This window comes from Paenibacillus dendrobii (assembly GCF_009807035.1).
Lineage (GTDB): Bacteria > Bacillota > Bacilli > Paenibacillales > Paenibacillaceae > Paenibacillus_AQ > Paenibacillus_AQ dendrobii.
In genome coordinates this window covers 1250305-1273870 of sequence record NZ_WUBI01000001.1, presented here as the reverse complement: position 1 = coordinate 1273870, position 23566 = coordinate 1250305, and the positions used below count along the sequence as shown (strand labels likewise).

21 protein-coding genes are annotated in these 23566 nt (G+C 48.5%); 17 read left to right on the top strand and 4 right to left on the bottom strand.

Translation table 11 applies throughout. The features are described 5' to 3' along the window. The first annotated feature begins 34 nt into the window (after window positions 1–34). The 4 genes from GRF59_RS05385 to GRF59_RS05370 all read left to right on the top strand — a co-directional run bounded on the left by GRF59_RS05385 (window position 35) and on the right by GRF59_RS05370 (window position 4089). Complete coding sequence (locus tag GRF59_RS05385) at window positions 35–424, top strand: rhodanese-like domain-containing protein (protein WP_160496604.1); 390 nt, start codon at window positions 35–37, stop codon at window positions 422–424. Window positions 425–493: 69 nt separating this feature from the next. Beyond that, complete coding sequence (locus GRF59_RS05380; RefSeq protein WP_160496603.1) at window positions 494–754, top strand: metal-sensitive transcriptional regulator; 261 nt, start codon at window positions 494–496, stop codon at window positions 752–754. A gap of 166 nt (window positions 755–920) precedes the next feature. Continuing rightward, window positions 921–1595 carry a hypothetical protein gene (locus GRF59_RS05375; protein ID WP_237391633.1) on the top strand — a complete coding sequence of 225 codons (675 nt, stop codon included), beginning with the start codon at window positions 921–923 and terminating at the stop codon, window positions 1593–1595. A 259-nt stretch (window positions 1596–1854) separates the two neighbouring features. Next, window positions 1855–4089 (top strand): heavy metal translocating P-type ATPase, encoded by a 2235-nt coding sequence (locus GRF59_RS05370; RefSeq protein ID WP_160496601.1) that lies wholly within the window; start codon window positions 1855–1857, stop codon window positions 4087–4089. Window positions 4090–4232: 143 nt separating this feature from the next. On the opposite strand, the gene GRF59_RS05365 is transcribed toward GRF59_RS05370, so the two are convergent. Beyond that, entirely contained in the window at window positions 4233–5669 is a 1437-nt protein-coding gene (locus GRF59_RS05365) for an esterase-like activity of phytase family protein (protein ID WP_160496600.1), read from the bottom strand. A gap of 201 nt (window positions 5670–5870) precedes the next feature. Here GRF59_RS05365 and GRF59_RS05360 point away from each other — a divergent pair, with 201 nt between their 5' ends. Together GRF59_RS05360 and GRF59_RS05355 are read left to right on the top strand one after the other, a co-directional pair. Next, window positions 5871–6464, top strand: coding sequence for a nitroreductase family protein (locus GRF59_RS05360; RefSeq protein WP_160496599.1), 594 nt, complete (start codon window positions 5871–5873; stop codon window positions 6462–6464). Between the two features lie 203 nt (window positions 6465–6667). Beyond that, window positions 6668–8326, top strand: a complete 1659-nt coding sequence (locus GRF59_RS05355) for a multicopper oxidase family protein (RefSeq protein ID WP_160498131.1) — start codon at window positions 6668–6670, stop codon at window positions 8324–8326. 67 nt (window positions 8327–8393) lie between these two features. Here GRF59_RS05355 and GRF59_RS05350 read toward each other — a convergent pair whose 3' ends face one another. Together GRF59_RS05350 and GRF59_RS05345 are read right to left on the bottom strand one after the other, a co-directional pair. Further along, complete coding sequence (locus GRF59_RS05350) at window positions 8394–8723, bottom strand: four-helix bundle copper-binding protein (RefSeq protein WP_160498130.1); 330 nt, start codon at window positions 8721–8723, stop codon at window positions 8394–8396. A 247-nt stretch (window positions 8724–8970) separates the two neighbouring features. Further along, the gene (locus tag GRF59_RS05345; RefSeq protein ID WP_160496598.1) at window positions 8971–9342 is read right to left on the bottom strand and encodes an ArsR/SmtB family transcription factor; all 372 of its coding nucleotides are present in this window, start codon (window positions 9340–9342) and stop codon (window positions 8971–8973) included. Window positions 9343–9560: 218 nt separating this feature from the next. On the opposite strand from GRF59_RS05345, the gene GRF59_RS05340 reads away from it, so the two are divergent. The 6 genes from GRF59_RS05340 (at window position 9561) to GRF59_RS05315 (ending at window position 17608) form a co-directional block, all read left to right on the top strand. Further along, window positions 9561–10073, top strand: coding sequence for a PCYCGC motif-containing (lipo)protein (locus GRF59_RS05340; RefSeq protein WP_160496597.1), 513 nt, complete (start codon window positions 9561–9563; stop codon window positions 10071–10073). Between the two features lie 247 nt (window positions 10074–10320). Then, on the top strand, window positions 10321–11478 hold the full coding sequence (locus tag GRF59_RS05335) for a GntR family transcriptional regulator (RefSeq protein ID WP_160496596.1): 1158 nt from the start codon (window positions 10321–10323) through the stop codon (window positions 11476–11478). A 402-nt stretch (window positions 11479–11880) separates the two neighbouring features. Further along, the gene (locus GRF59_RS05330) at window positions 11881–12792 is read left to right on the top strand and encodes an ABC transporter permease (RefSeq protein ID WP_160496595.1); all 912 of its coding nucleotides are present in this window, start codon (window positions 11881–11883) and stop codon (window positions 12790–12792) included. A 12-nt stretch (window positions 12793–12804) separates the two neighbouring features. Further along, complete coding sequence (locus GRF59_RS05325) at window positions 12805–13701, top strand: carbohydrate ABC transporter permease (RefSeq protein WP_160496594.1); 897 nt, start codon at window positions 12805–12807, stop codon at window positions 13699–13701. 57 nt (window positions 13702–13758) lie between these two features. Then, entirely contained in the window at window positions 13759–15399 is a 1641-nt protein-coding gene (locus GRF59_RS05320; RefSeq protein WP_160496593.1) for an extracellular solute-binding protein, read from the top strand. A gap of 13 nt (window positions 15400–15412) precedes the next feature. Continuing rightward, complete coding sequence (locus GRF59_RS05315) at window positions 15413–17608, top strand: hypothetical protein (RefSeq protein ID WP_160496592.1); 2196 nt, start codon at window positions 15413–15415, stop codon at window positions 17606–17608. Window positions 17609–17771: 163 nt separating this feature from the next. Here the strand turns inward: GRF59_RS05315 and GRF59_RS05310 are convergent, their stop codons facing one another. Next, window positions 17772–18323: a hypothetical protein gene (locus tag GRF59_RS05310; RefSeq protein WP_160496591.1), complete on the bottom strand. Its 552-nt coding sequence runs from the start codon at window positions 18321–18323 to the stop codon at window positions 17772–17774. Window positions 18324–18695: 372 nt separating this feature from the next. On the opposite strand from GRF59_RS05310, the gene GRF59_RS05305 reads away from it, so the two are divergent. The 5 genes from GRF59_RS05305 to rbsC all read left to right on the top strand — a co-directional run bounded on the left by GRF59_RS05305 (window position 18696) and on the right by rbsC (window position 23556). Beyond that, window positions 18696–19685, top strand: a complete 990-nt coding sequence (locus GRF59_RS05305) for a LacI family DNA-binding transcriptional regulator (RefSeq protein WP_160496590.1) — start codon at window positions 18696–18698, stop codon at window positions 19683–19685. Continuing rightward, entirely contained in the window at window positions 19678–20556 is an 879-nt protein-coding gene (gene rbsK, locus GRF59_RS05300) for a ribokinase (protein WP_160496589.1), read from the top strand. Before GRF59_RS05305 ends, rbsK begins: the two co-directional genes overlap by 8 nt. 1 nt (window position 20557) lies before the next feature. After that, window positions 20558–20956, top strand: a complete 399-nt coding sequence (rbsD, locus tag GRF59_RS05295; protein WP_160496588.1) for a D-ribose pyranase — start codon at window positions 20558–20560, stop codon at window positions 20954–20956. Between the two features lie 148 nt (window positions 20957–21104). Next, window positions 21105–22586 (top strand): sugar ABC transporter ATP-binding protein, encoded by a 1482-nt coding sequence (locus GRF59_RS05290; protein ID WP_160496587.1) that lies wholly within the window; start codon window positions 21105–21107, stop codon window positions 22584–22586. Window position 22587: 1 nt separating this feature from the next. Then, entirely contained in the window at window positions 22588–23556 is a 969-nt protein-coding gene (rbsC, locus tag GRF59_RS05285) for a ribose ABC transporter permease RbsC (RefSeq protein WP_160496586.1), read from the top strand. Window positions 23557–23566: the final 10 nt, after the last annotated feature.

Sequence of the window (23566 nt, the reverse complement as noted above, 5' to 3'; positions counted from 1 at the left end):
ATCATGACAAACGATCAGGGAGGAACCTACACGAATGTGGTGGATATTGATAGCTGTCCTTGCAGCAGGTGGGGCGGCTTGGTGGTTTGTGCGCGAATTCTCGCCTGTCAACGGGCTAACTTTCGTGAATCCTGAAGAACTGCGCGGACCCGAAAGAAAAGGTTATGAGCTGCAAATGCTTGATGTAAGGGATTCGGTGGATTACATGAAATATCATGTTCCCGGTTCCATTAATATATCCATGGGGCGACTGCCCTTTGTTCATCAAACGCAGCTTGCTTCGGAAGAGCCCGTGCTTATTCTGGCGGAGAATTACCGACAGACGAAAAGGGCGGCAAGGATGTTAAAGCGTTATGGCTTCATGCGGATATATGCACCTCAAAATGGAAAAGAAGCACTTGGCTGCGGCATTTGTTGTCAATAACAGATGCGTCGTCTGCTGCTATGAAACAATGTGGTTTCACAACCGTCTTACCTGAAAGGAGGATAAGTCATGGAGTACGATGGCAGTGTTACCCGGCGCGTAAAACGCTTGGAAGGCCAGACGCGCGGCATATTGAAAATGATGGAGGATGGGAAGGACTGCAAGGAGGTCATTTCCCAGCTTTCTGCTGTACGCAGTGCAGCGGATAAAGCGATAGCCTATATTGTAGCAGTGAATCTGGAGCAATGTATTAGACAGGCCACAGCAGAACATGGCGATCCTAGCCCGCAGGTCAGAGAGGCTGTGAAGCTGCTGATTAAAAGCCGGTGATGTTACATCAGGATCGTGCTTGTATCCTAAATCGGCCCCAAATGACAAAAGCTGAAGCGGTAAGCTTACGAAAAGCAGTCCAAAGGAACTTGGCTCTTGTAGCCAGGTTCTTTTTTAAAGAAGATGACACATTTACATACATAGAACGGAAGGAGCGACGTGAAAAATGCAAGTGATTATGATTGGACCGTTCATGCTGAGGTATTCGCTTATCGTGATGATTATTGGAGTGGCAGCGGGCTATCTGGTCACGCTCATTCGTACGAGATATTTGGCTTCGGATATACGTAAGCCCGTTCTGGACGAGCTGATGACCACACTTTTGATCGGCATCCTTGTTTGGAAATTCAGTACACTTGTATTCGACTTCAAGACCGTTATCCGGTCGCCGCTTACATTGCTGTATTATTCAGGAGGAACGGGGGGGATGATCCTTGCTATTGTGATTGGCATCCTTATCCTGGCTTATAAATGTATCAGGTATCACAAGTCTTGGATACTTTATGCCAATGCGGCACTGACGTGGCTGATTTCCGGCTACGGCGTCATAAGCTTGCTGCAAGTGTTCTTGGAGTCCGGGGGAGTCCTTTCAGGCGGGCGCGTGATCGTCGCTGCTGCTATGGTCCTGTACCTATTCCGTCATAAGAATCATATGGAAAGTGCTTACCACCTGAATGTCTCGTTGATGTGGTCTGCCATCGGATTATTCGCTGCCTCGCTGCTTGGCGAAAGGGATGACTCATACTGGTTCGGATTCAGCGGCATGCAAATTTTTTTGCTCTCTCTTTCTCTTGTGACTCTCATCATTAAGGTTTTTATGGAGAAAAGAAACATGGTTTAAGAATAAGAGGTGGAATGGTTTGGATCGCATCCATGTCTTTGTCGCTGTAGCAGCCGGACTTGGATTAGGAGCTTCTATACAATAAATTGAAATTATTCTGCACGAACCGCGTATAAGCGCGGTTTTTTTGGTCTATGATACTAAATTTAGGTGAGATTACATTGACATCTCTCCGGTAGAGTGAATATAATGTGCTTAATAAGTTTATATATGAATATATGCTCATATTATATTTACAGATGGGATCGGAGGCAATACGATGGCTGAAGCAACCGGCAAAATAAAACGGGAGCTTGTCCTGGACGGTTTGGATTGCGCAAGCTGTGCCATGAAAATCGAAGACGGAGTCAAGAAGATGGAAGGTATCACTTCATGTTCCGTCAATTTCGTCAAGCAAACGTTAACCTATGAAACCGATGACGAAAATGAACAACTTCTGACGAATGTAAAGAGTAAAATCACGAAGTTGGAACCTCATGTGAAGGTTCTCGATAAACGATTGGATACGCGTAAAAAGGGGGGCCATCCTCAACAAGGACATGAACATGAAGATGGACATGATCATGATCATGTTCATGGGCATAGCCATTCCCATGAGCACGAAGCACATGGCGAAGAAGGACACGGTCATTCTCATGACCACGGAAGCGGCGCGACCAAGATCATGGCTGTACGCTTGGCGATCGGGGCTGTGTTAACTGCGGCAGGTATGCTGATTCATGCGAACCCGTATGTAGAGCTTGCTATATTTCTTGTAGCCTATTTGGTTGTCGGCGGAGATATCGTGCTGCAAGCAGTTAAGAATATAATCCGGGGGCAGGTCTTCGATGAATATTTCCTGATGTCAGTAGCTACCATAGGTGCCTTTGGCGTGGGCCAGTATCCGGAAGGCGTTGCCGTGATGCTGTTCTATCAGGTAGGTGAAATGTTCCAGGGAATCGCGGTGAACCGCTCCCGTAAATCAATCAGTGCGATGATGGATTTGCGGCCGGAGTATGCGAATCTTAAGGTAGGAAGTGATACCAAACGTGTAGCTCCGGAGGAAGTGCAAGTTGGCGATGTAATTGTCGTGAAGCCTGGTGAAAAGGTTCCGCTCGATGGCGTGGTTTCGGAGGGGAGCTCGATGGTGGATACTTCGGCTTTGACCGGTGAATCGGTTCCGCGCGAGATTGAAGCAGGCAACGAGGTACTGAGCGGCTTCATCAACAAAAATGGCGTGCTTACCATAAAGGTTACCAAAACTTTTGGCGAATCGACCGTATCCAAGATCCTGGATCTGGTACAAAACGCAAGCAGCAAGAAGGCGCCAACCGAGAATTTTATTACAAAGTTCGCCAGATATTACACGCCGGTGGTGGTCATCGTTGCCCTGTTGCTGGCCATTGTGCCTCCACTGATCATTAGCGGCGCCGCTTTCTCGGATTGGATATACAGAGCACTTATTTTTCTTGTTATCTCTTGTCCATGCGCGCTTGTGGTGTCAATCCCGCTCGGTTTCTTCGGGGGCATCGGAGCCGCTTCGAAATCGGGCATTCTGATCAAAGGCAGCAACTATCTCGAAGCGCTGAATGACGTTAAATATGTCGTATTTGATAAAACCGGCACGCTGACCAAAGGCGCCTTTACAGTGACGGATATTCATCCTTCTGGAGGATGGCTAGGAAAAGAACAGTTGCTGGAGCTTGCGGCATACGCTGAATATCATTCGACCCATCCGATTGCTGAATCGATCCGGACCGCTTTTGGCAAAGAGATAGATGAGGAACGAATTGAACGATATAACGAAATATCCGGCTATGGCATCCAGGTAAACGTGGATGGTAAAGAAGTGTTAGCCGGAAACACGAAACTGATGGATAAGAAATCAATTACTTTCGAACAGCCTGCGCAGCCAGGAACAACGGTTCACCTCAGCGTGGACGGCCAATATGCCGGATATATCACCATTGCGGATGAAGTCAAAGAGGATGCTAAGGAAGCCATACAGAGCTTGAAGCAGATGGGCAAAAAGACCATTATGCTGACTGGGGATTCCAAGGCGGTGGGTGAAGCAGTCGGGAGATCGCTGGGAATCGACGAGATCCATGCCGAGCTGTTGCCTCAGAACAAGGTGGAAGAGATCGAGAAGTTGGACGGCATAAAATCCCCCAAAGAGAAAATTGTATTCGTGGGTGACGGGATCAACGATACGCCGGTGCTGGCCAGAGCGGACGTCGGGGTAGCGATGGGCGGACTTGGATCTGATGCGGCCATCGAGGCGGCGGATGTGGTCATTATGACCGATGAGCCGTCGAAGGTTGCTGCGGCTATTCACATCGCGAAGCGCACGCGAGGCATTGTTTGGCAAAACATTATTTTCGCTCTGGGCGTGAAAGCTGTATTCCTGATTCTCGGCGCTTTCGGAATTGCTACGATGTGGGAAGCCGTATTCTCGGATGTTGGCGTAACGCTGCTCGCGGTTCTGAATGCGATGAGAGTGCTAAAGGTGAAATAAGGGGCATTTACGTCCGTTTCATTACCGACACACCTGCCAGTAGTAAACCATCCTGGTCTATCAGTTCCCATTTGCGAATCAGTAACCAACATAAAAAGTTTAAAGCCCACTGTCTAGGACAGTGGGCTTTATCAGTATAGAGCTTATTTGATGTCATAAGGCAATTCAAAGGTCCACAAATCCGTACCGTTTTCCTTGGAATCCGGATCAGTCACGCCAAAGTCATTGTCGTTAACGATTACAAGCGTATGTCCGTTTACGAGGGAAATGCCTTCGATTTTTTCATTCGGATATTTGAATTCGACGGCATCCAGCACCGTCCGTTTGACGGGGGATTGAATCCCGGCTTGACGAAGCTCGGTTAGGCTGAGCTGTTCGAGCGTTTTGCCTGCTTTGGAAGTGTCGTCATATTGTCCTAGAATATTCGTTGCATTCTTGAGATCAATAGAGAATATTTTCTTAAGCTGGGCAGCCTCTCCGGCATTTTTGTCACGTTCATCGATAAGCAGCGTATTTTCGTTGACCACGTACATATCCGAGATCACGATGTCGGATTGCTTCAAGTCTTGGTACTGCTTGGCGTCTTCCGAAATATACGCATACTCCGCAACCGGCTTTAGCGTCGAAAGATCGATTTTCAGAATGCGAAGCGTACGGGAATTATCCACGTTCTTATCCGGATTGCGCAATGGACTTTGCATCGCCATAAACATCCATTTACCGTCAGGCGTTATTCCTACCGCTTCCGCACCACGGTTTTGGCGGCGAGTCAAATATACGGCAGGCAGGTTATCCTTCAGAGGCAGGGCAGCTGTGTTTAGCTCCGAACTGATGCCTTTTGGAGCCAATCGTTGAAGCAGCGTGCCGTCACGTTTGACCTGAACCAGATATGGACCATATTCATCTGAAATCCAGAATGTGTCATCTGTTGGGTTATACGTCAAACCTTCGACATCGAGTCCGTATGGATCATAGGAAATGACTTTTTGAGCAGCTTTGTCATAGGGCACTTCATCACGTGATTTTAGATTTGGCAATCCGGTGATGAGATTCGTCCCCGTTACCGGGTCCTTTCCGCTCAATTTCAGCGGAATCGTATCCAGGATGTTGATTCTTCCTTGTTCCAATTGGATTTTATAAATGGTAGGCGTGTAATTCGGAAGTGGGAAGGTGCGTCGTGTCACTCCATTGACATCAACCTCACCATTGGGCCCCCGGTCGGCAGTTGTGTAGAAAACATTGTCCGGATCTCCAGGAATATGGGTAAGCGAGGAGCCGATACCGAATTTGATGCCATCCGCTAGATCTTTTTGATTCAATGTATAGGTGCCGGAAAGTTTAGGTTTATCAGAGAATAATGCGGTTTTGCTTACATCATCCCAGTCGACATATTTGCCGAGCAAATTTGCAACATCGCGTATCGGTAAATAAAGCCGGCCTTGCTGTTCTACAGCCGGTGTGGCCGGGGTGAAGGCCTGTCCGTTTGACGAGTATTGAACATCAGCCGCATGAGCGGAAGGAAGAAGGGCGGATCCAACCGTTAAAGCTGCAATTGCGGAAATAAACCATTTTTTCGTCATGATATGTATGGCCCCTTTCGATTGATAATGCAGTTGATAGGCTTCATGAATAATAGTATGCAGCGAATGTTAACGTGGGATCATGCGGGGATCAGCGGAAGGTAAAATTACGATTTAGTTAATGTGCAGGAAAAGAGGATCTATTTCTGATACAATATAGCTAAATGAGAAAGATTCTTAATTAGGGAGAGGAAATAACGAATGAATATATCAGAAGCTATACGTACACGCAGAAGTATCGGGAAGGTTACGCAGGATGATATTCCTGTAAAGCAGCTTGAGCAAATATTGGAGGCAGGAACATGGGCTCCGAACCACCGGATGACAGAGCCTTGGCGCTTTTTCGTACTTAGGGGCGAAGGCCGCAAAGTGTTGGGGGAAGCTTTGGCTGATGTCGCTCTAGCATCTGCCGCCGATCCTGAATCGCCGGAAGCAGCGGCAGCAGCGGAATCGGCAAGAACGAAACCCATGCGTGCGCCAGTCATCATCACGGTAGCGGTAACACCGAAAGAACACGAAAAGGTGATTGAACTTGAGGAATATGGAGCTGTTTTCGCAGCCATTCAGAATATGCTGCTTGAAGCTCACGGCTTGGGACTAGGTGCCATCTGGAGAACTGGTGAGCCGACATATCACGCGAAAATGAACGAGCACTTTGGACTCGGAAATAATGACAAAGTGCTGGGATTTATTTATGTGGGCGTTCCGGTGGAGGGACAGCAGCCTGTCGGAAAAAGGAAGTCGTTTGAAGAGCTGACCGTATGGATCGACGAAGAAGGTCCGTTGGTGAAATAACGCATCCGTGCGAACCGTATAACTTAGATCAGAGAAATCCGCGCTTATGGCGCGGTTTTTTTATTTGGACCGCCAGCGCAAATCATGTTGCCTACTGAATTTGTGTAGTTTATGTGAAGCCGCTACGCACGCATTCTACATATCTGCGGGCTATACTACGTAGGAGCTGTGCAGAAGAAGGAGGAATGTTCAGGGTGGAAACGATGAAAAGGATCAAATCGACTTTTTTTGTCGGGGGATTCGTCATGTCTTTGTTGCTTGCTGGCTGTTCAAATAACGAGCAGGCGGAAAAGCATGGTTCACATACATCTGAGACGGCTGTTGCAGGTGCAGGAATAACACGGACATCTCTTGGAACGGACAAGACGGGTCTGCTCGATGGGGAAAACGCTATGCTCGTGGCAGAGGAAAGTGTCCTGGATGTCGGCGAGGGTAAAAAACTGCCGGTTTGGACGTTCAACAATTCCGTACCCGGGCCGCAGATCAGGGTAAAGCAGGGAGAAACGGTCCAGATTACAGTGAAAAACTCGCTGAAGGTACCCGTTTCACTGCATATGCATGGATATCCGGTTCCGTTCGGCATGGATGGCATACCAGGAGTCAGCCAAAACGCTATTGCACCAGGAAAAAGCTTCACATACACATTTAAGGCAACCGTACCCGGTACCTATTGGTATCATTCGCATCAAGACAGCGTGAATCATGTCGATCGGGGACTGTACGGATCATTTGTCGTGGAAAGCAATGAGGATGTCGTGGACAAGGATTATACATTGATGCTGGATGAGTGGATGAGCAGCGGGATGCCAATGGAAGGGTTGAATGACGGCGGAAGTTCTGGCGCAAAGCAGGGAACCCTTGATTCGGAGCAGCATAGTGAAGAAATGTCGGATATGGAAATGGGGGGCATGTCCATGAACGATGGGAGCATGTCAGGAATGGACATGGGAAGCAGCGGCGAAACGGCAGGAAGCATGGGACACGATATGAGCATGTATGATTTATACACAATCAATGGCTTGACTTATCCGGCATCCCAGCCGTTAATGGTGAAAGAGGGCGATATCGTCAGGCTTCGTCTGATTAATGCCGGTTATATCAGCCATTCCCTGCATCTCCAAGGGCATCGTTACCGCATTGTAGCGACCGATGGCAACCGGGTGTCCGATCCGGAGTGGATAGAAGACAAACTTCTTGCCGTTGCACCAGGTGAGCGGTACGACATTGAGTTTGAGGCAAATCGTTCAGGGACATGGTTGCTTGATGAGCACAGTAACCAGAAAGCCGCTAAGAATATGAGAATCGGCATTCAATATGAAAATGCGACTAAATCAGATCATCGGCAATTGGTAGATGACTCCAAGCAGGAGCTGGATACGGTAGACATGACTGCATATGGCAAAGCTTCAAAGGGGAAATTTTCGATTAGCGAGCGATATCAACTGGATTACACGATGGAGCTTGGGACGGGCCACCGGAATGGGCAGATGGTGTATACCATTAATGGAAAAGTTTATCCAGACACCGATCCGGTTAAGGTGAAGACAGGTGACAAAGTAAAGGTCCATTTCGTCAATACGTCACCGAATGAAGACCATCCGATGCACTTGCATGGACATACGTTTCAGGTTCTAAGCAAAAATGGCCAGCCTCTAACAGGATCACCTGAATTCAAGGATACGCTTAATGTAAAGCCTGGTGAAGAGTACGTGGTGGCTTTTGAAGCCAATAATCCCGGGGATTGGATGTTCCATTGTCATGATCTCCATCATGCGGCAGCAGGCATGGTTACGGAGTTGAAATATACGGATTTCAACAATACGTTCAAACCGGATCCCAACGTCGGTAATATTCCGGAATAAACAACCATATGAAAATAAGCAGCCTTCCCGAACAGGAAGACTGCTTATCGTGATTATATCCCCGCGTTTAGGCAATCATGGCACGGCAAGCTTTTGCGCAGGCCGAGCAAGCCGCGGCGCAGCGCTGACAGTGATCATGATGATGCTTTTCGCATTCCGTTGCGCACAGATCACAGGTTTCCGCACAAATTTGGCAGATCTCCTTCATGTATTGGCTGCCCGTGGACATCGCTTGGGCGGCGAAGCCGCAGATGTCGGCGCATTCACGGTCTAGGCGAATACATTCCCGCATCATGTTCAGATCCTCTTCCTTCAGGCAAGCCACATAACAGTTGTTACATGCTAGCATGCAGCTCATGCATTCCTCTATGCAGCTTTGGATTTGCTCGTTCGTCATCGTCATAGCCATGTTCAAAAACTCCTCTCGTTTGAAATGATTTTGGTTTTGACTCATACCAGGTCAACATTGTATTAAACCGGATTTGTGTGGAATTTGTGAAGTATGAGCATAAATGGTGAAGAATAAGGTTAAAAGTTCAAGTACGTCATACAATTTCTACACAATTACCCGCTATAATGAGAGCGCCAATAAAAAAAGGCTGTCCCCCAAGTCGCATAGACCTTCGGAACAGCTCTTCTTCATGTCACCCATGCTGGGTGTGCTGCAGCGTTTGAACGAATATTTGTTCAATATGTGTATCGTCAAGCGAATAAAAGACTGTTTTGCCTTCCTTGCGGCGTTTAACAATCCTTAAATTCCGCAAATACCGCAGCTGGTGGGATATCGCGGACTGTCCCATGCCAAGCAGAATGGTCAAATCATGAACGCATAGCTCTCTTTGCAGTAGGGCATCAATCAGTTTGACTCGCGTCGGGTCGCTGAAAGCCTTAAACCAGTCGGCTACCTGCGTGGCGGCTTGATCGCCGATCAGTCCTTCTTTTATTTTGCTTAGTTCAGTTTCTGAACCCATGCAGGTTACATCGCATTCTTCAATCGGATTGATGGACTGTTCCATGGATTAATCACCTTTCTATTGGTTCCGTGTTCAAGCTGATTATCCCAATTATAGCAAAAGAACCTCTTAAACGGAATGATTACAGTTAAGAAAATCGAGGAAACGCGTTAGATGCAGCATTAGGGGAAAGTGTATTCGTTTGGTATGGCCACAATTGATTTAAAATATACGGTCCCGTGGTATACTTTTTTTATTGAGGGATTCATTGAGAAGGAGAGATGATGTTGGGCAAAAAGACACGTATTACAGTACTTGGAGTTATCCTTTCAAGCATGCTGCTTGCCGGCTGCGGAGCCAAGGAGGACAACACTTCCGCTAGTCATCAGGATTCCCATCAGCAGGTGGCTGCGAATGGGGATGTGCAGGAAATGACGATGGGAATGGACAAGCTTCCGGTTTTTCTGGATTCGCTGGACCCGTCTTTGAAGACGGCCTATACGACGGCAGCAAGCGTGAAGGATATCTTGGGTTCCATTCCTTGTTATTGCGGATGCGGCGAAAGTGCGGGGCATAAGAGCAACCTCAACTGTTTTATTAAAGAAGAGAATGCCGACGGAAGCGTGGTATGGGATGATCATGGCACCCGCTGCGGCGTATGCGTAGAAACCGCAATGACCGTGTCAGAACTTAGCAAACAGGGGAAATCTGTTAAAGAAATCCGTACGATTATTGATAAAACGTACTCTACGGGTGAATATGCGAATCCGACACCAACCCCCGAAGTATTGTAGTTGAATCGTTATGAACTAAGGAACGAAAACATGCCCGCAGAGGAATCTGCGGGATTTTAAGCATTCTCTGAGGTGGTGATATACGCACCAAAATACTCAATAGCGCGTAATGAACTGATAAATAAAACGACTGCTCAAGTAAAAAAAATTAGCTTTAAACCGTAAAAATAATCAACTTTTTGTCCGATGTCATTCATAATGGTTTAAAATGTATATAGCAAATATATATAAAGTATGGTGAAACTTGATGAATATGAATACTCGGGTGCCCCTGTATCAGAAAATCCAGCAATACATACTCGAACAAATTCGCACTAGCGGTCTTCAGCCCGGAGACCGGATTCCTACGGAAAAAGAACTGATGGATCAGTTTAAAGTCAGTAAAATCACGGTGGTCAAAGCGCTCTCCGGTCTTGCCGACGAGCATATCATCGACAGGGTTCCGGGCAAAGGAAGCTTTGTCGGGAACAAGAAGAATCAGGTCATTCAAGGGGCGGAATCTGTGTCCGCGCAGAACACTGTTCTTACAGCAAAGCAGTCAGCGAACCTGGTTGGACTTGTCATTCCTTCCATTTTGGATTATTTCGCCATTCGGCTCATTAATGGGGTACAAAGGACTCTGGGTAGTCATGGATATCGCGTGATTATTCTGATGTCGGAAGGGGATGTCGAGAAGGAGAAGGAAGCGCTGAAGACCCTCAAAGCAATCGGTGCAGAGGGGATATTGATTTTTCCGGTTGATGAAGAGCATTACAATGAAGAGATCCTAAGTATGAAGTTTTCCGGGTATCCTTTTGTGCTGATGGACCGTTTTTTGCCTGGAGTAGAGACCGATTATATTGCTGCAGACGGCAAATTGGGCGCTCAGTTAGCCGTGGATTATTTATGGGAGCTAGGGCACCGTCAAATTGCGATTTGCTCGGATTCCCCGATCCAAACCGTCACGGTTCAAGAACGGATCGAAGGATATATCCAGGCGCTGAAATACAAGGGAGCGATGATTAATCCGGCTCACATCATTACGGATTTCCAGATCGATAGCTTGGACGATACCGAGAATCATCCCTTATTCAGGTATATGAAGAACAAGTTGGCGACAGCTTATATTACCTTGAATGGGAGACTCGGAGTACAAATGTATCAACTCGCCATTAAGGCTGGACTCCGCATACCGGGTGATTTATCTATCATCAGCTTTGATGAACCGACTTCTGTAGTGGATGGCTTCAGTATTTTTACGCACATCAAGCAGTTTGAATATGAGATAGGATGCAAGGCGGCAACTACGATGCTGGAGATCATCCAGACCGGAACAGATGAAGGTGAAAGAAGCTACAGCAAAATCCTGTTAAAGCCCGAACTGGTGCAGGGGCAAACAACAGGCAAGCCTTCGTCAGCTGTTTGAACGTTGAGTTGGATTTCCCAAAAATCCTTTCCCTCGGGAAAGGATTTTTTTGTTTTCAGATGAGGAAGAAAATGTCCTTCAACAGTCGTTTTTTATCCGCCCGAATCCACGCCAAAATAACTATTTTCCACAGGATCGGTAAATTTTTCTTAATAACATATTGAATATATTCAATATATAATATATTATAATTCCAAAGTCTGTAAGAAAAACCACAGATGATTAGCATCTGTTGCTTTCCTTGCGGATCGTGAAATTCGGCTTCCCGGCCGAGAACTTCTGCATTTTATAGAAAATAGCGTTAAGGGGGAATGACACAACTAAGAATCAAACAAATAAACAAATTGCAAACGCTTACAATAATGGCTGGTTCATCAACCATCAAGAAGAGAGGTGAGGTTCATGAAATCATCCTTACTCTGGAGAAGAGTATGGCGCCACAAGCTGTTCTATCTGTTTTTGCTGCCGGGGATCGCTTGGTTTTTCATCTTTTCCTATGTTCCTCTATACGGACTACAGGTTGCATTCCGTGATTTTACGTTTGTTGGCGGCTTTACCGGCAGTCCGTGGGCGGGACTTAAGTATTTTCACCAGTTTTTTGATTACTACCAATCTTCAGCGATTATCAGAAACACCATTCTCATCAGTTTGATGAAACTTCTTATCGGTTTTCCCATGCCGATCATCCTGGCTATTCTCCTCAACGAAATCCGCAATGTGAAATTCAAAAAAACGATCCAAACCTTATCCTATCTTCCTTACTTCGTGTCATGGATCGTGGTCGTAACGCTGATGCAGCGCCTTCTGTCCATGTATGGGGGACCACTGAATGACTTGCTGTCCTCATTTGGCGCAGAGCCTGTCCAATTCATGTACAACACGACCTGGTTTTATCCCCTGGTTCTGGGCTCCGACATTTGGAAGAACATCGGATGGAACTCCATTATCTATATGGCAGCGATTGCCGGCATTGATCAGCAGCTGTATGAAGCCGCCAAAATCGACGGGGCAAGCCGCTTTAGGCAGATCTGGCATGTGACGCTTCCCGGTATCCGCAATATTGCGGTTATCCTATTCATTCTCGCGACGGGGAGTCTTATGAGCGCGGGCTTCGAGCAGCTGCTCCTGCTGAATGGACCGGCTACCGCCAATATCGGCAGTGTGCTGGACGTTCATGTCATTACCTCCGGAATTCAGCAAGGAAGGCTCAGTTACGCAGCAGCGGTAGGGCTGTTCCAGAGCGTGATCGCATTAATATTGATCGTCACCGTCAACTGGATCGCCCGGAAAGTCAGCGATGTATCACTGTTCTAAGGGAGGAATGGTATGAAAACCCATACGTTTTCCGTATTCAATCTTTTGAATTACATTCTGTTAACCCTGTTTGGCTTCTTAATGATTTATCCGTTCATCTACATTCTGGTTTACTCCCTCAATGATGGGAAGGATTCCATGCTGGGCGCATTGTACTTCTTTCCGCGCAAGCTGACATTGGAAAATTACGTGCAAGTCTTCGACAACAAGCAAATTTGGCAGGCATACAAAATTACCATCTTGAGAACGGTCATCGGTACTACGCTGCATGTACTGCTGTGCACGCTGATGGCTTACGCGCTCTCGAAGAAAACGCTGCCGGGCCGCACGTTTTTTACCTTTTATATTTTTTTGCCGACTATATTCAGCGCTGGATTCATCCCATACTTCATCACGCTGCAAAAGCTTCACCTGATCAACTCCTTCTGGGTGTACGTGATCCCGATGCTGTTCAACTTCATGCATATCGTCATCATCCGTACGTTTTTGCAAGGAATACCGGAGGAGATCGAGGAATCGGCCCGCATTGACGGCCTCAATGATTTTCAAATTTTCCTGCGGATTATTCTGCCTCTATCCGGTCCGGTCATTGCGACCATTTCGCTCTTCATCGGAGTCGCGCATTGGAATGACTGGTTCACAGGCACTTATTACGTCTCGAACAAAAACCTCATTCCGGTTCAAACGCTTCTGCAGCAGATGTTGACCGAAGCCGAGGCGCTGTCTTCCTCGATGCAGAGAGCGGCACAGCAGGGTGGCCAAACCGTGAATGTGAACATGGCGGGAGCAACGCCGGAATCACTTCGGATGGCTCTGCTGGTGATCACCGTTTTCCCGATTCTATGCGTATATCCGTTCCTGCAAAAATATTTCGTCAAAGGCGTCATGATTGGATCGGTCAAAGGCTAATGGATACAGGTTCCGCAAGGAACTGGATCATATCATTCAATTTTGGGGAGGGTTCATATGGCTAAGTTACGTTTGAAGGCGGCCTGCACGCTGATGGGGGTCATGATGTTGACCGGGCTGTTGTACGGCTGTGGTGGTGGAGGCGGTGGCGACGATGCTTCTGGCGGAAAGGGAAGCACGTTGACCATTCTGAACAACTGGAACGGCTCATCCGGCCCGGATAGCGACACAACACCAGTCACGCAGGCGATCGAAGAGAAGACGGGGATTAAAATCAAGATCGACTATACGAAAGGCAGCGAGGTTGAGAAGGTCAATACGATATTCGCGACACAGGATCTGCCTGACATCTACACCGGACCTGCATGGGGCGGAGAGCTGGACGGCATCATCAAGGCAGCCAAGGAAGGGCAGCTGGTGGACCTGACCGACAAAATCGATAAGTATCCGAATCTCGCCAAGGCAATTGCCAAAGAAAATGTTCCTCCTGCACTCTATGAGAAAGCCATCGGAGGTATAGACGGCAAAAAATATATGATGTATCAAAACCAGCCGGCAACTGGGGATGACGTCAATGACTGGCTCTATGGCTTCTATGTACGGAAGGATGTTGCTGAGAAAGTCGGCGTTGATCCGCAGTCGGTAAAAACCAAAGAGGATTTATATCAGTTCCTCAAAAAAATCAAAGATGCGAATCTGTCCGAAAATGGGATGCCTGTGATGCCGCTGGGCGGCTTCCATGATGGATGGGCTGTCGGTATCGGGAACACGCTTTTCTATGGTACCAGCTATGTAGATAAGGGAGACGGAAGTCTTGAGAACGTGTTCTTCACCAAAGCCTATGAGGATTATACCTTGTACTACCGGAAGCTGATTGCTGAAGGTCTGCTTGATCCGGAAGTATTCACTCAGACCGACCCGATTGCAAATGAGAAAATCAAACAGGGACGCATCGCGGTTTTGGCGGCACATTACCCTGCCATTCTCGACGCATCCAAGGATTACGTGAAAGCGCATCCGGGCTCGGATTATGTTCCGGTCGGACCGCTGGAAAGAGCAGGGGCTGAAGCGAACCGGCCAGTAGATTTGTCTATCCAGGGCAATAACGTCACGGTGATTACGAAAAAATGCAAGGATGTTGACGCTGCGCTCAAGCTGCTCGATTTCCTGGCATCGGATGAAGGATTCATGCTCGTACATTACGGAGTGGAAGGCGTACATTGGGAAAAAGTCGACGGAAAACCGGTAGCCAAAAAGGAATGGTTCGATAAATTCTACGAAGACAGCACCGGAAAGGTGAAAAGAGATCAAGGTATTGCCATCGGCCTTGAAAATATGACCGGCCAGGACCGCATTAATTCGGTTGGCGGCGGGGATATCTGGGCAGATCAGGGACGGCTCGCGGCTATGGACAATGCGCGTAAAATTTTGCGTCCGAATGGAATTAGCGTCATTTCAGCCTTCAATCCGAGCGACGTGATCACCAAAGCACCGGATTGGGAGAACCTCAAACCATCCATGGACCAAATGACGGATGTGTGGAAGCAGGCGATTTTCGCCAAATCGGATGATGCTGCATTGAAAGTGCTAAACGATTTGCGCGATCAAATCAAGAAGACGGGGTATGATGCAGCGATGAAGTACGTCAATGAGGAACTGAAGGGAAAAGAAGTCGTAAAACTCTCCATGCCGAACTAAGGGGGACTTGCATATGAAGCGTCAACCGAAAGCTGCTCCGGAGTGGACGGGATTCCAGGAAGCCAGGCCCTATGGAGCGAAATATGATCTCCGAACGGACTTTGTGATGGTCTATGGAATATCCGATGATTTGGCTGAGCGGATCGCCGGATGGAAAAAGGCGGGATACACGATCCATTTGATGACAGGGGTATCCTGGGGAGAATATCAGGACTATCTTTACGGCCGGTATGACGGCCGGAATCATTGGGATGAAGCGCAAATGGATCGAAGCGGCAGGCATTTGCTTCACGGAAAGGACGTCCCTTACATGGTCCCTTCCATTTCTTTCGCAGGATATCTCGCTACGCATATCAAAAAAGCCATTGATGCCGGCGTTGAAGCCATTCATATGGAGGAGCCCGAATTTTGGGCGGTGTCCGGCTATTCGGAAGCCTTTAAGCGGGAGTGGCTGAATTATTACGGAGAAGAGTGGAGCCCGCCGCATGCTTCCTGCGATGCGCAGTATAGGGCTTCCAAGCTGAAGGCGGCCATGTATTATCGGGCAATGGACCGGATATGCAGTGAAATGAAGGAATACGCCCTGACCACTTATGGCAGGACGATTCGTTTCTATATTCCCACGCATAGCTTGATTAACTACACCCAGTGGAGAATTATCAGTCCGGAAGCCCTGTTTGTATCCATGCCTTCCTGCGACGGGTTTATCGCCCAGATCTGGACCGGAACAAGCCGGACGCCAAATGTGTATCAGGGAGTCCGCAGGGAAAGAACGTTTGAAACCGCCTACCTGGAGTATGGAATGATGCAGGAGCTCACGAGGGGAACCGGACGCGAAATGTGGTTTCTCCATGATCCGATCGAGGATAACCCGCGGTACACCTGGACGGATTACGAACAGAACTATTTGGCTACCGTCACGGCATCGCTGCTCCATCCGGGAGTGAGCCAATACGAGGTCTGTCCTTGGCCTCATCGGGTGTTCGAGGGGACCTATCCGAAGGAAGACGGTACGGGAAAAGAACCCATCCCCGGATCATATGCTACCAAGCTTCAGATCGTTATGCACTTGCTGGGCGAAATGCATAAGCATGATGCAGATATTCGCGAACCGGATTCCGTATCCGGAATTGGTCTTTGTCTGGCCAACTCGGCCATGTTTCAAAGAGGAGATGTGGAAAGATCCGATCAGGAGTTGGATTCCGCGGGACGGTATGATGGAACGGATTCGGACGATTTGCTGGGCGAGACGGAGAGAAAGCTCCTGGATTGGTCGCCGTTCTATGGTTTGGCGTTACCCCTTCTCAAATACGGGATCCCGCTCAGGCCGCTTCAGTATGACAATATACTGCACTTCCCCGGATATCTCGATGATTACAGGGTTCTGCTTCTCAGTTATGAATTCATGAAGCCGGAGCATCCCGGCATTCACCAGGTCTTGGCGCAGTGGATTCGGGAAGGCGGCGTTCTTATCTATGTCGGGGACGGCAGCGATCCGTATCATCAGGTCAAGGAATGGTGGAACCGGGATTCCAGGCATGAAGCCTATGGGCATCCCGAAGAGCATCTGTTTGAATCCATCGGACTCGGCCGTGTACCGGAAGAAGGGACGCATGCGATTGGGAGCGGGGCATTGATTCTCCACCGGCGGCATCCGGCAACCCTGGCCGAAACGGTTGAAGGAGCCGAGCTTGTCAGGGACAGCGTCCGGCAAGCGCTCGCCATGCGAGGGGAAGAACAGGAGTTCAGTGAAAGCGAAGTGCTTGACATACGGCGAGGGCCTTACCGTATCGTTCATGTCCTGGATGAGAAGGCGGAGTCCGATTCCAATCGCCGGGTTGTGCTCGAAGGCTCCTTTATTCAGCTGTTTGACGACAAGTTATCCTTGGTTAAGAAGGTAGTGCTGAAGCCTAATGACAATACGCTGCTATATGATTTAGCCTGGCTGGATCAACGCGCGCTTCTGCCGCGCATCTTGGCTGCTTCGGCAAGAATCCGGAATGAAATACATGATGAGGATACCTTATCGTGGACTTCGGAATCCCCGGAGGGAATCATGGTGAGCACCCGGGTACGGGTCCCACGTCCTCCGATCCAGGCCGTAGTCGATGAAGCGAAGGTGGAGTTCGATTACGACGAGGAAACAGGGACCGTTTTACTGCGGTTTCCCGGAAATCCGCACGGCAGGTGCGTCAAGATCAGCTGGTGATCCATTGTAAGCCCGTTCACCGTTTTCTCCCGGTGAACGGGCTTTTTTTATGGACTTGATGCTTCAACTATTCAGCTTATGGAATATAAGGATAAAAGAGGCTGTCCCAAACGTCGCTTTGACCAGGGGGCGCCTCTTTTGTCTATTATGGGATACTCCTCGATTATTGTATAGTATCGGCCACCTTAACAAGTTCATCCGGGCTGTAGAGAGGCACGAATTGTTGGTTTTTTACCTTGTTTGAAATGAGCAGATAGGTTAAGCCGTCATGTCTCCAGCTAAGCGCACTGGAATGGGAATCGCTTTGAATATATGTTTTTTCACCGTTCTTGAGCTGTGGGCCGGTTTTTCCATTGAGCGTGGAGTCATCTTCGGGATTGCTTTCCACCAGAATCAGCTGGCGTCCCATCTCCAGGTTAGCGTAAGTAAGCTGAATCATATCAAACGGAGCTTCGATGGGGCTCGCTGCGGTACTGGTGGGAGGGAAAGGAAGCTTGATCTGTTTGACTTCGAACGGAAAATCCGCGATGGTTTCTTCGAAGGATGGGGCCGTTTTATCGATATCCCATTTGAGCCCTTTTTCCGTGATGACCATGCGCGTATCGTGAACGGGCTTTCCGTAATCGGTGTATGTAGAGTCTGTGGAGCTGCAGCCTGCCAACAGCAATTGAACGGAGATAAAGCCGATCGCGACCATGCCAGCGTATTTAGACAAAAAGGACACCTCTTTAATCAGTTTTCGATGAGTTTATTTTCAGATCCCGAATGTTTTCGTCACTTTAATAAACGTTTGTCAGATCATAGAAGTTACCCATAAAATGGGGAGATATCCACTTTATTTCCGGAACTTTAACTAAACGATATGCAGATTAAACCGGGGATGGATTATCGTTAAAAGGCGACCGTATCGTGTGGATATCAAACAAGAGTTGCCTTCTACATACTCCGCAGCTATGAAAATTGCGCGGATGCCCTGATGATATTACAAGACCTGTTCCATAAAATAACTTTGTAAGCGCTGTTGCTAAAAAATAATGGCTGTGTTATTTTAAAGGTGTAACCGGTTCCACATTGAGGAGAGAATGTTATGGCAACCATTAGAGATGTGGCGAAGCATGCAGGCGTTTCGGTAGCGACGGTATCCCGGGTCATCAATGAGACAGGCTATGTACACGAAGATACCCGCAAAAAGGTTGAAACCGCTATTAAGGAACTGCATTATACGCCCAATGAGGTCGCAAGATCGCTGTATAAACGAAAATCCAGACTCATCGGCCTGCTGCTGCCGGATATCACCAACCCCTTTTTTCCCGAGCTTGCCCGCGGGGTGGAGGATGAGATGCAGGAAAACGATTTTCGAATTATTTTTGGCAACAGTGACGAGAATATGAAAAAAGAAAAAGAATATATCCAAACATTCGTGCAAAACAACGTGGTAGGCGTCATTGCCTCCACCAACCACCCGGATACAGATACATACCGGAAGATGAACATTCCGGTGGTGTTCCTCGACCGGACAGCTGACAACAGGCCATCGGTATTTGCGGACGGACGTGAAGGCGGAAGAATTGCTGCTCATGAGATGATTGCCCGCGGAAGCAGGCAAATTACGGTGATGCAGGGACCCAAACATATTCGTCCGGCACAGGATCGTTATCAGGGTGCGGTCGATGTACTGAGCAAAGAAGGAATACCCTTTAACGTGATCATGACGTCGTCTTTTTCTTTTACGGAGGCGGGCACGTGGGCAAAAGAATTGTTCGAGCAGCATCCATATACTGACGGTGTTATTGCCAGCAACGATATCGTTGCGACTGCCGTCCTTCACGAAGCACTGCGGCTTGGCAAGAAAGTTCCGGAAGACGTACAGATTATCGGCTTTGACGATATACCGCTAAGCAGTCTGCTGACACCGTCGCTAACGACGATCAGACAGCCCGCCTATGACATGGGCAGGGCCGCAGCCCAATTGCTTATGCAGTTGATTGAGAACGAAAATATAGATCACAAAACCATTCAAATGCCCGTTACGTTTACGGAGCGGGATACGACCAGAAAGGTGGATCAGCATGGCTAAAATCATAGTGGTAGGTAGCTCTTCAATCGATCTAGTGGTCACATCATCCAAACGTCCGGGAGCCGGTGAAACGGTTCTCGGTGATAGTTTCACAACGGTACCCGGCGGCAAAGGCGCTAACCAAGCGGTTGCAGCTGCACGTCTCGGAGCCGACGTTACGATGATTGGACGCGTAGGAGATGATCATTTCGGTGAGGCGATTTTGAACAACTTTACTTTCAACCGAGTTTCTACAGACTATGTGGAACCGGTTACACATATGGAAAGCGGAACAGCCCATATTGTGCTGGCAGAAGGCGATAACAGTATCGTCGTGATCAAAGCAGCCAATAATGAGGTAACACCGGATTATATTGATCAATCCATGAATGCTTTTCAAGGAGTAGATATGGTGATGATCCAGCAAGAGATACCGGAAGAAACCGTGACTCATGTCAGTAGGGTCTGCAAGAAGCTGGGCATTCAGCTGCTTTTGAATCCAGCCCCGGCTCGTCCTTTGGAGGAAGAAGTCATCGAAAATGCCGCTTATATCACGCCGAATGAGCACGAAGCCGAGGTTCTTTTTTCAGAGCTGAGTCTTTCCGATGCCCTTCGCAAGTATCCCAATAAGTTGTTTGTAACGGAAGGCAGCAAGGGTGTCCGCTACTTTGACGGTGAGAACGAAGTTCTCGTCCCATCCTATAAGGTGGAGGCTGTGGATACGACCGGGGCGGGAGATACGTTCAATGCTGCATTCGCTGTGGCTTTGGCCGAAGGCAAAGCCATTGCCGACAGTGTCCGTTTTGCGAACCGGGCCGCATCCTTGTCCGTGACGAAGTTCGGCGCGCAGGGCGGCATGCCGACGCGAGAAGAAGTGGAGGCGCAGATGTAAGATGAAGAAGCAAGGCATCTTGAACAGTCATATATCCAAAGTTTTAGCCGATTTGGGCCATACCGATACGATCGTGATTGCCGATGTGGGACTTCCGATTCCTGAGGGTGTCGCCAAAATCGATTTGGCGCTGACGCTTGGCTCACCGAGTTTTGCAGAAACCGTCAACGCGATCGCATCCGATATGGAAATCGAGAAGGTCGTGATCGCGGAAGAAATGAAAACAGACAATTCCGAAGCACTTCATTATATAGAAGAAAAATTCGAGGGATGCGCGATAGAAGAATGCCCGCATGAAGAATTCAAGCAGTTGACCCAAAAGGCCAAAGCTGTGATCCGTACAGGTGAAGCGAAGCCTTTTGCGAACATCATTTTACAGGCGGGCGTTTATTTTGGTTAAAAACGTCTGCTTACGAAGCCGGATTTTACTGAAGAACGATCAGAGTAGATATGCTCCGCAAAAACTAGGCTTATGCTTACGAAGTAGTTTTTGCTATGAAGAACGATCAGAGTAGATAAGCTCCGCAAAAACTTTTAGGAGGTGCCTTATGCAGATTCAAATGAAAGGAATCCACAAAGCCTTCGGCAGTAATCAAGTGTTGTCCGGTGTCGACTTTGACCTGCGAGAAGGTGAGGTTCACGCCCTGATGGGCGAGAACGGCGCCGGAAAGTCTACCTTGATGAATATTCTTACAGGCATGCATGCCAGGGATGAAGGAACCATCCTTGTTGACGGGAAGGAAACGTATTTCTCGAACCCCAAGGAAGCGGAGAATCAAGGCATTGCTTTTATCCATCAGGAACTGAATGTATGGCCTGACATGACCGTGCTTGAGAATCTGTTCATCGGCAGGGAGATGTCCTCATCCTGGGGCCTGCTGAAGACGAAGGAAATGAAGGCGCTAGCAAAAGAACAGTTTAAGAGACTTTCCGTGGATATCCCGCTCAGCAGCGAGGCCGGGCAATGTTCGGTAGGCCAACAGCAGATGATCGAAATCGCCAAGGCTCTGCTGACGGATACCAAAGTGATAATAATGGATGAACCGACGTCAGCTCTGACGGAAAGGGAAATCGAGAAGCTGTTCGAAGTGATTAACTCTTTAAAAAATGAAGGCGTATCCATCGTATATATTTCACACCGGATGGAGGAGATCTTCACGATATGCGATCGGATCACCGTGATGCGCGACGGACGGACCGTGGATACCCAGGAAATTCCGCACACCAACTTCGACGAAGTCGTCAAGAAAATGGTCGGCAGAGAACTGACGGAACGTTATCCGGCCAGAAATCCGAACCCTGGTGAAGTCGTACTTGAGGCCCAGCATGTCTCCCGGAAGGGGTTGTTCGAGAACGTGAGCTTTCAGGTCCGTGCCGGTGAAATCGTTGGATTTTCCGGGCTGATGGGCTCGGGTCGTACCGAAATCATGAGAGCCTTGTTCGGGCTGGATCATTTGGACAGCGGGGAGATCCGCATGTTCGGGAAAAAAGCCGTCATTAAGAAGCCAGTGGACGCCGTCGAACTTGGAATCGGTTTCATCACGGAAGACCGGAAGGACGAAGGATTGATTCTAGACTTCTCCGTACGGGACAATATGGTACTCCCGAGTCTTAACAGTTTCACGTCCAAGGGGATCATTTCATCGCAAAAGGAAAAAGTGTTCGTTGATGCGCTGATCAAACGACTGCAAATCAAGACGCACACATCCGAAACGGCAGCCGGAAATCTGTCTGGCGGTAACCAACAGAAGGTTGTTATTGCTAAGTGGGTCGGCATCGGACCGAAACTCTTGATTCTGGATGAGCCGACCCGGGGCGTGGATGTCGGAGCCAAACGGGAAATTTACCAGCTAATGAATGAACTCACAGGCCACGGCGTTGCCATTATCATGGTTTCCTCCGAGCTGCCGGAAGTACTCGGCATGAGTGACCGCATCGTTGTTGTTCATGAAGGGCATATCACTGGGGAATTGAGTAATGAAGAAGCGACGCAGGAAAAAATAATGACGCTGGCTACAGGGGGACAGTAACATGACAACAATGAATGATGCAAAAACAGCAAAAGGTTTTCAGGTATCGCAAATCACGCAAAAGTTAGGACCGCTGCTCGGTCTGATTATCCTGATCATTATTGTCTCGGTTCTGAATCCGAGCTTTTTGGAACCGCTTAATATACTCAATTTGCTGCGCCAGGTTTCGATCAATGCTTTGATAGCGTTTGGCATGACCTTTGTCATTTTGACAGGCGGCATCGATTTGTCGGTCGGCTCCATCCTGGCGCTATCCAGCGCATTTGTTGCGAATATGATGGTGGCCGGCTTTGATCCGATTCTGGCGATTGTCATCGGCTGTCTGCTCGGCGGAGTGATGGGGATGATCAATGGACTCTTGATCACCAAAGGTAAAATGGCTCCGTTTATCGCTACGCTGGCAACGATGACGATATTCAGAGGACTGACGCTCGTATATACCGACGGCAATCCGATTACAGGCCTCGGAGACAGTATGACGTTCCAATTGTTCGGCCGCGGTTACCAATTCGGCATTCCGGTTCCGGCGATCACCATGATCATTACGTTTGCGCTGCTGTGGGTCGTTCTCCACAAAACTTCCTTCGGACGCAAAACATACGCCATCGGCGGCAACGAAAAAGCTGCCATCGTATCCGGTATTAAAGTCTCACGCGTGAAGATCATGATCTACGGCCTCGCAGGTTTGCTATCCGCTTTGGCAGGTGCCATCCTGACATCGCGGCTGAATTCGGCACAACCAACAGCCGGAACTTCCTACGAGCTGGATGCCATCGCGGCAGTCGTCTTGGGTGGCACAAGTCTTTCAGGCGGCCGGGGCCGCATCTTGGGTACTTTGATCGGTGCGCTCATTATCGGCACATTGAATAACGGCCTGAATCTGCTCGGCGTATCTTCCTTCTACCAGATGGTTGTCAAAGGGATTGTCATCCTCATCGCCGTACTCATCGACCGGAAGAAATCTGCATAAGGGGAGAGAG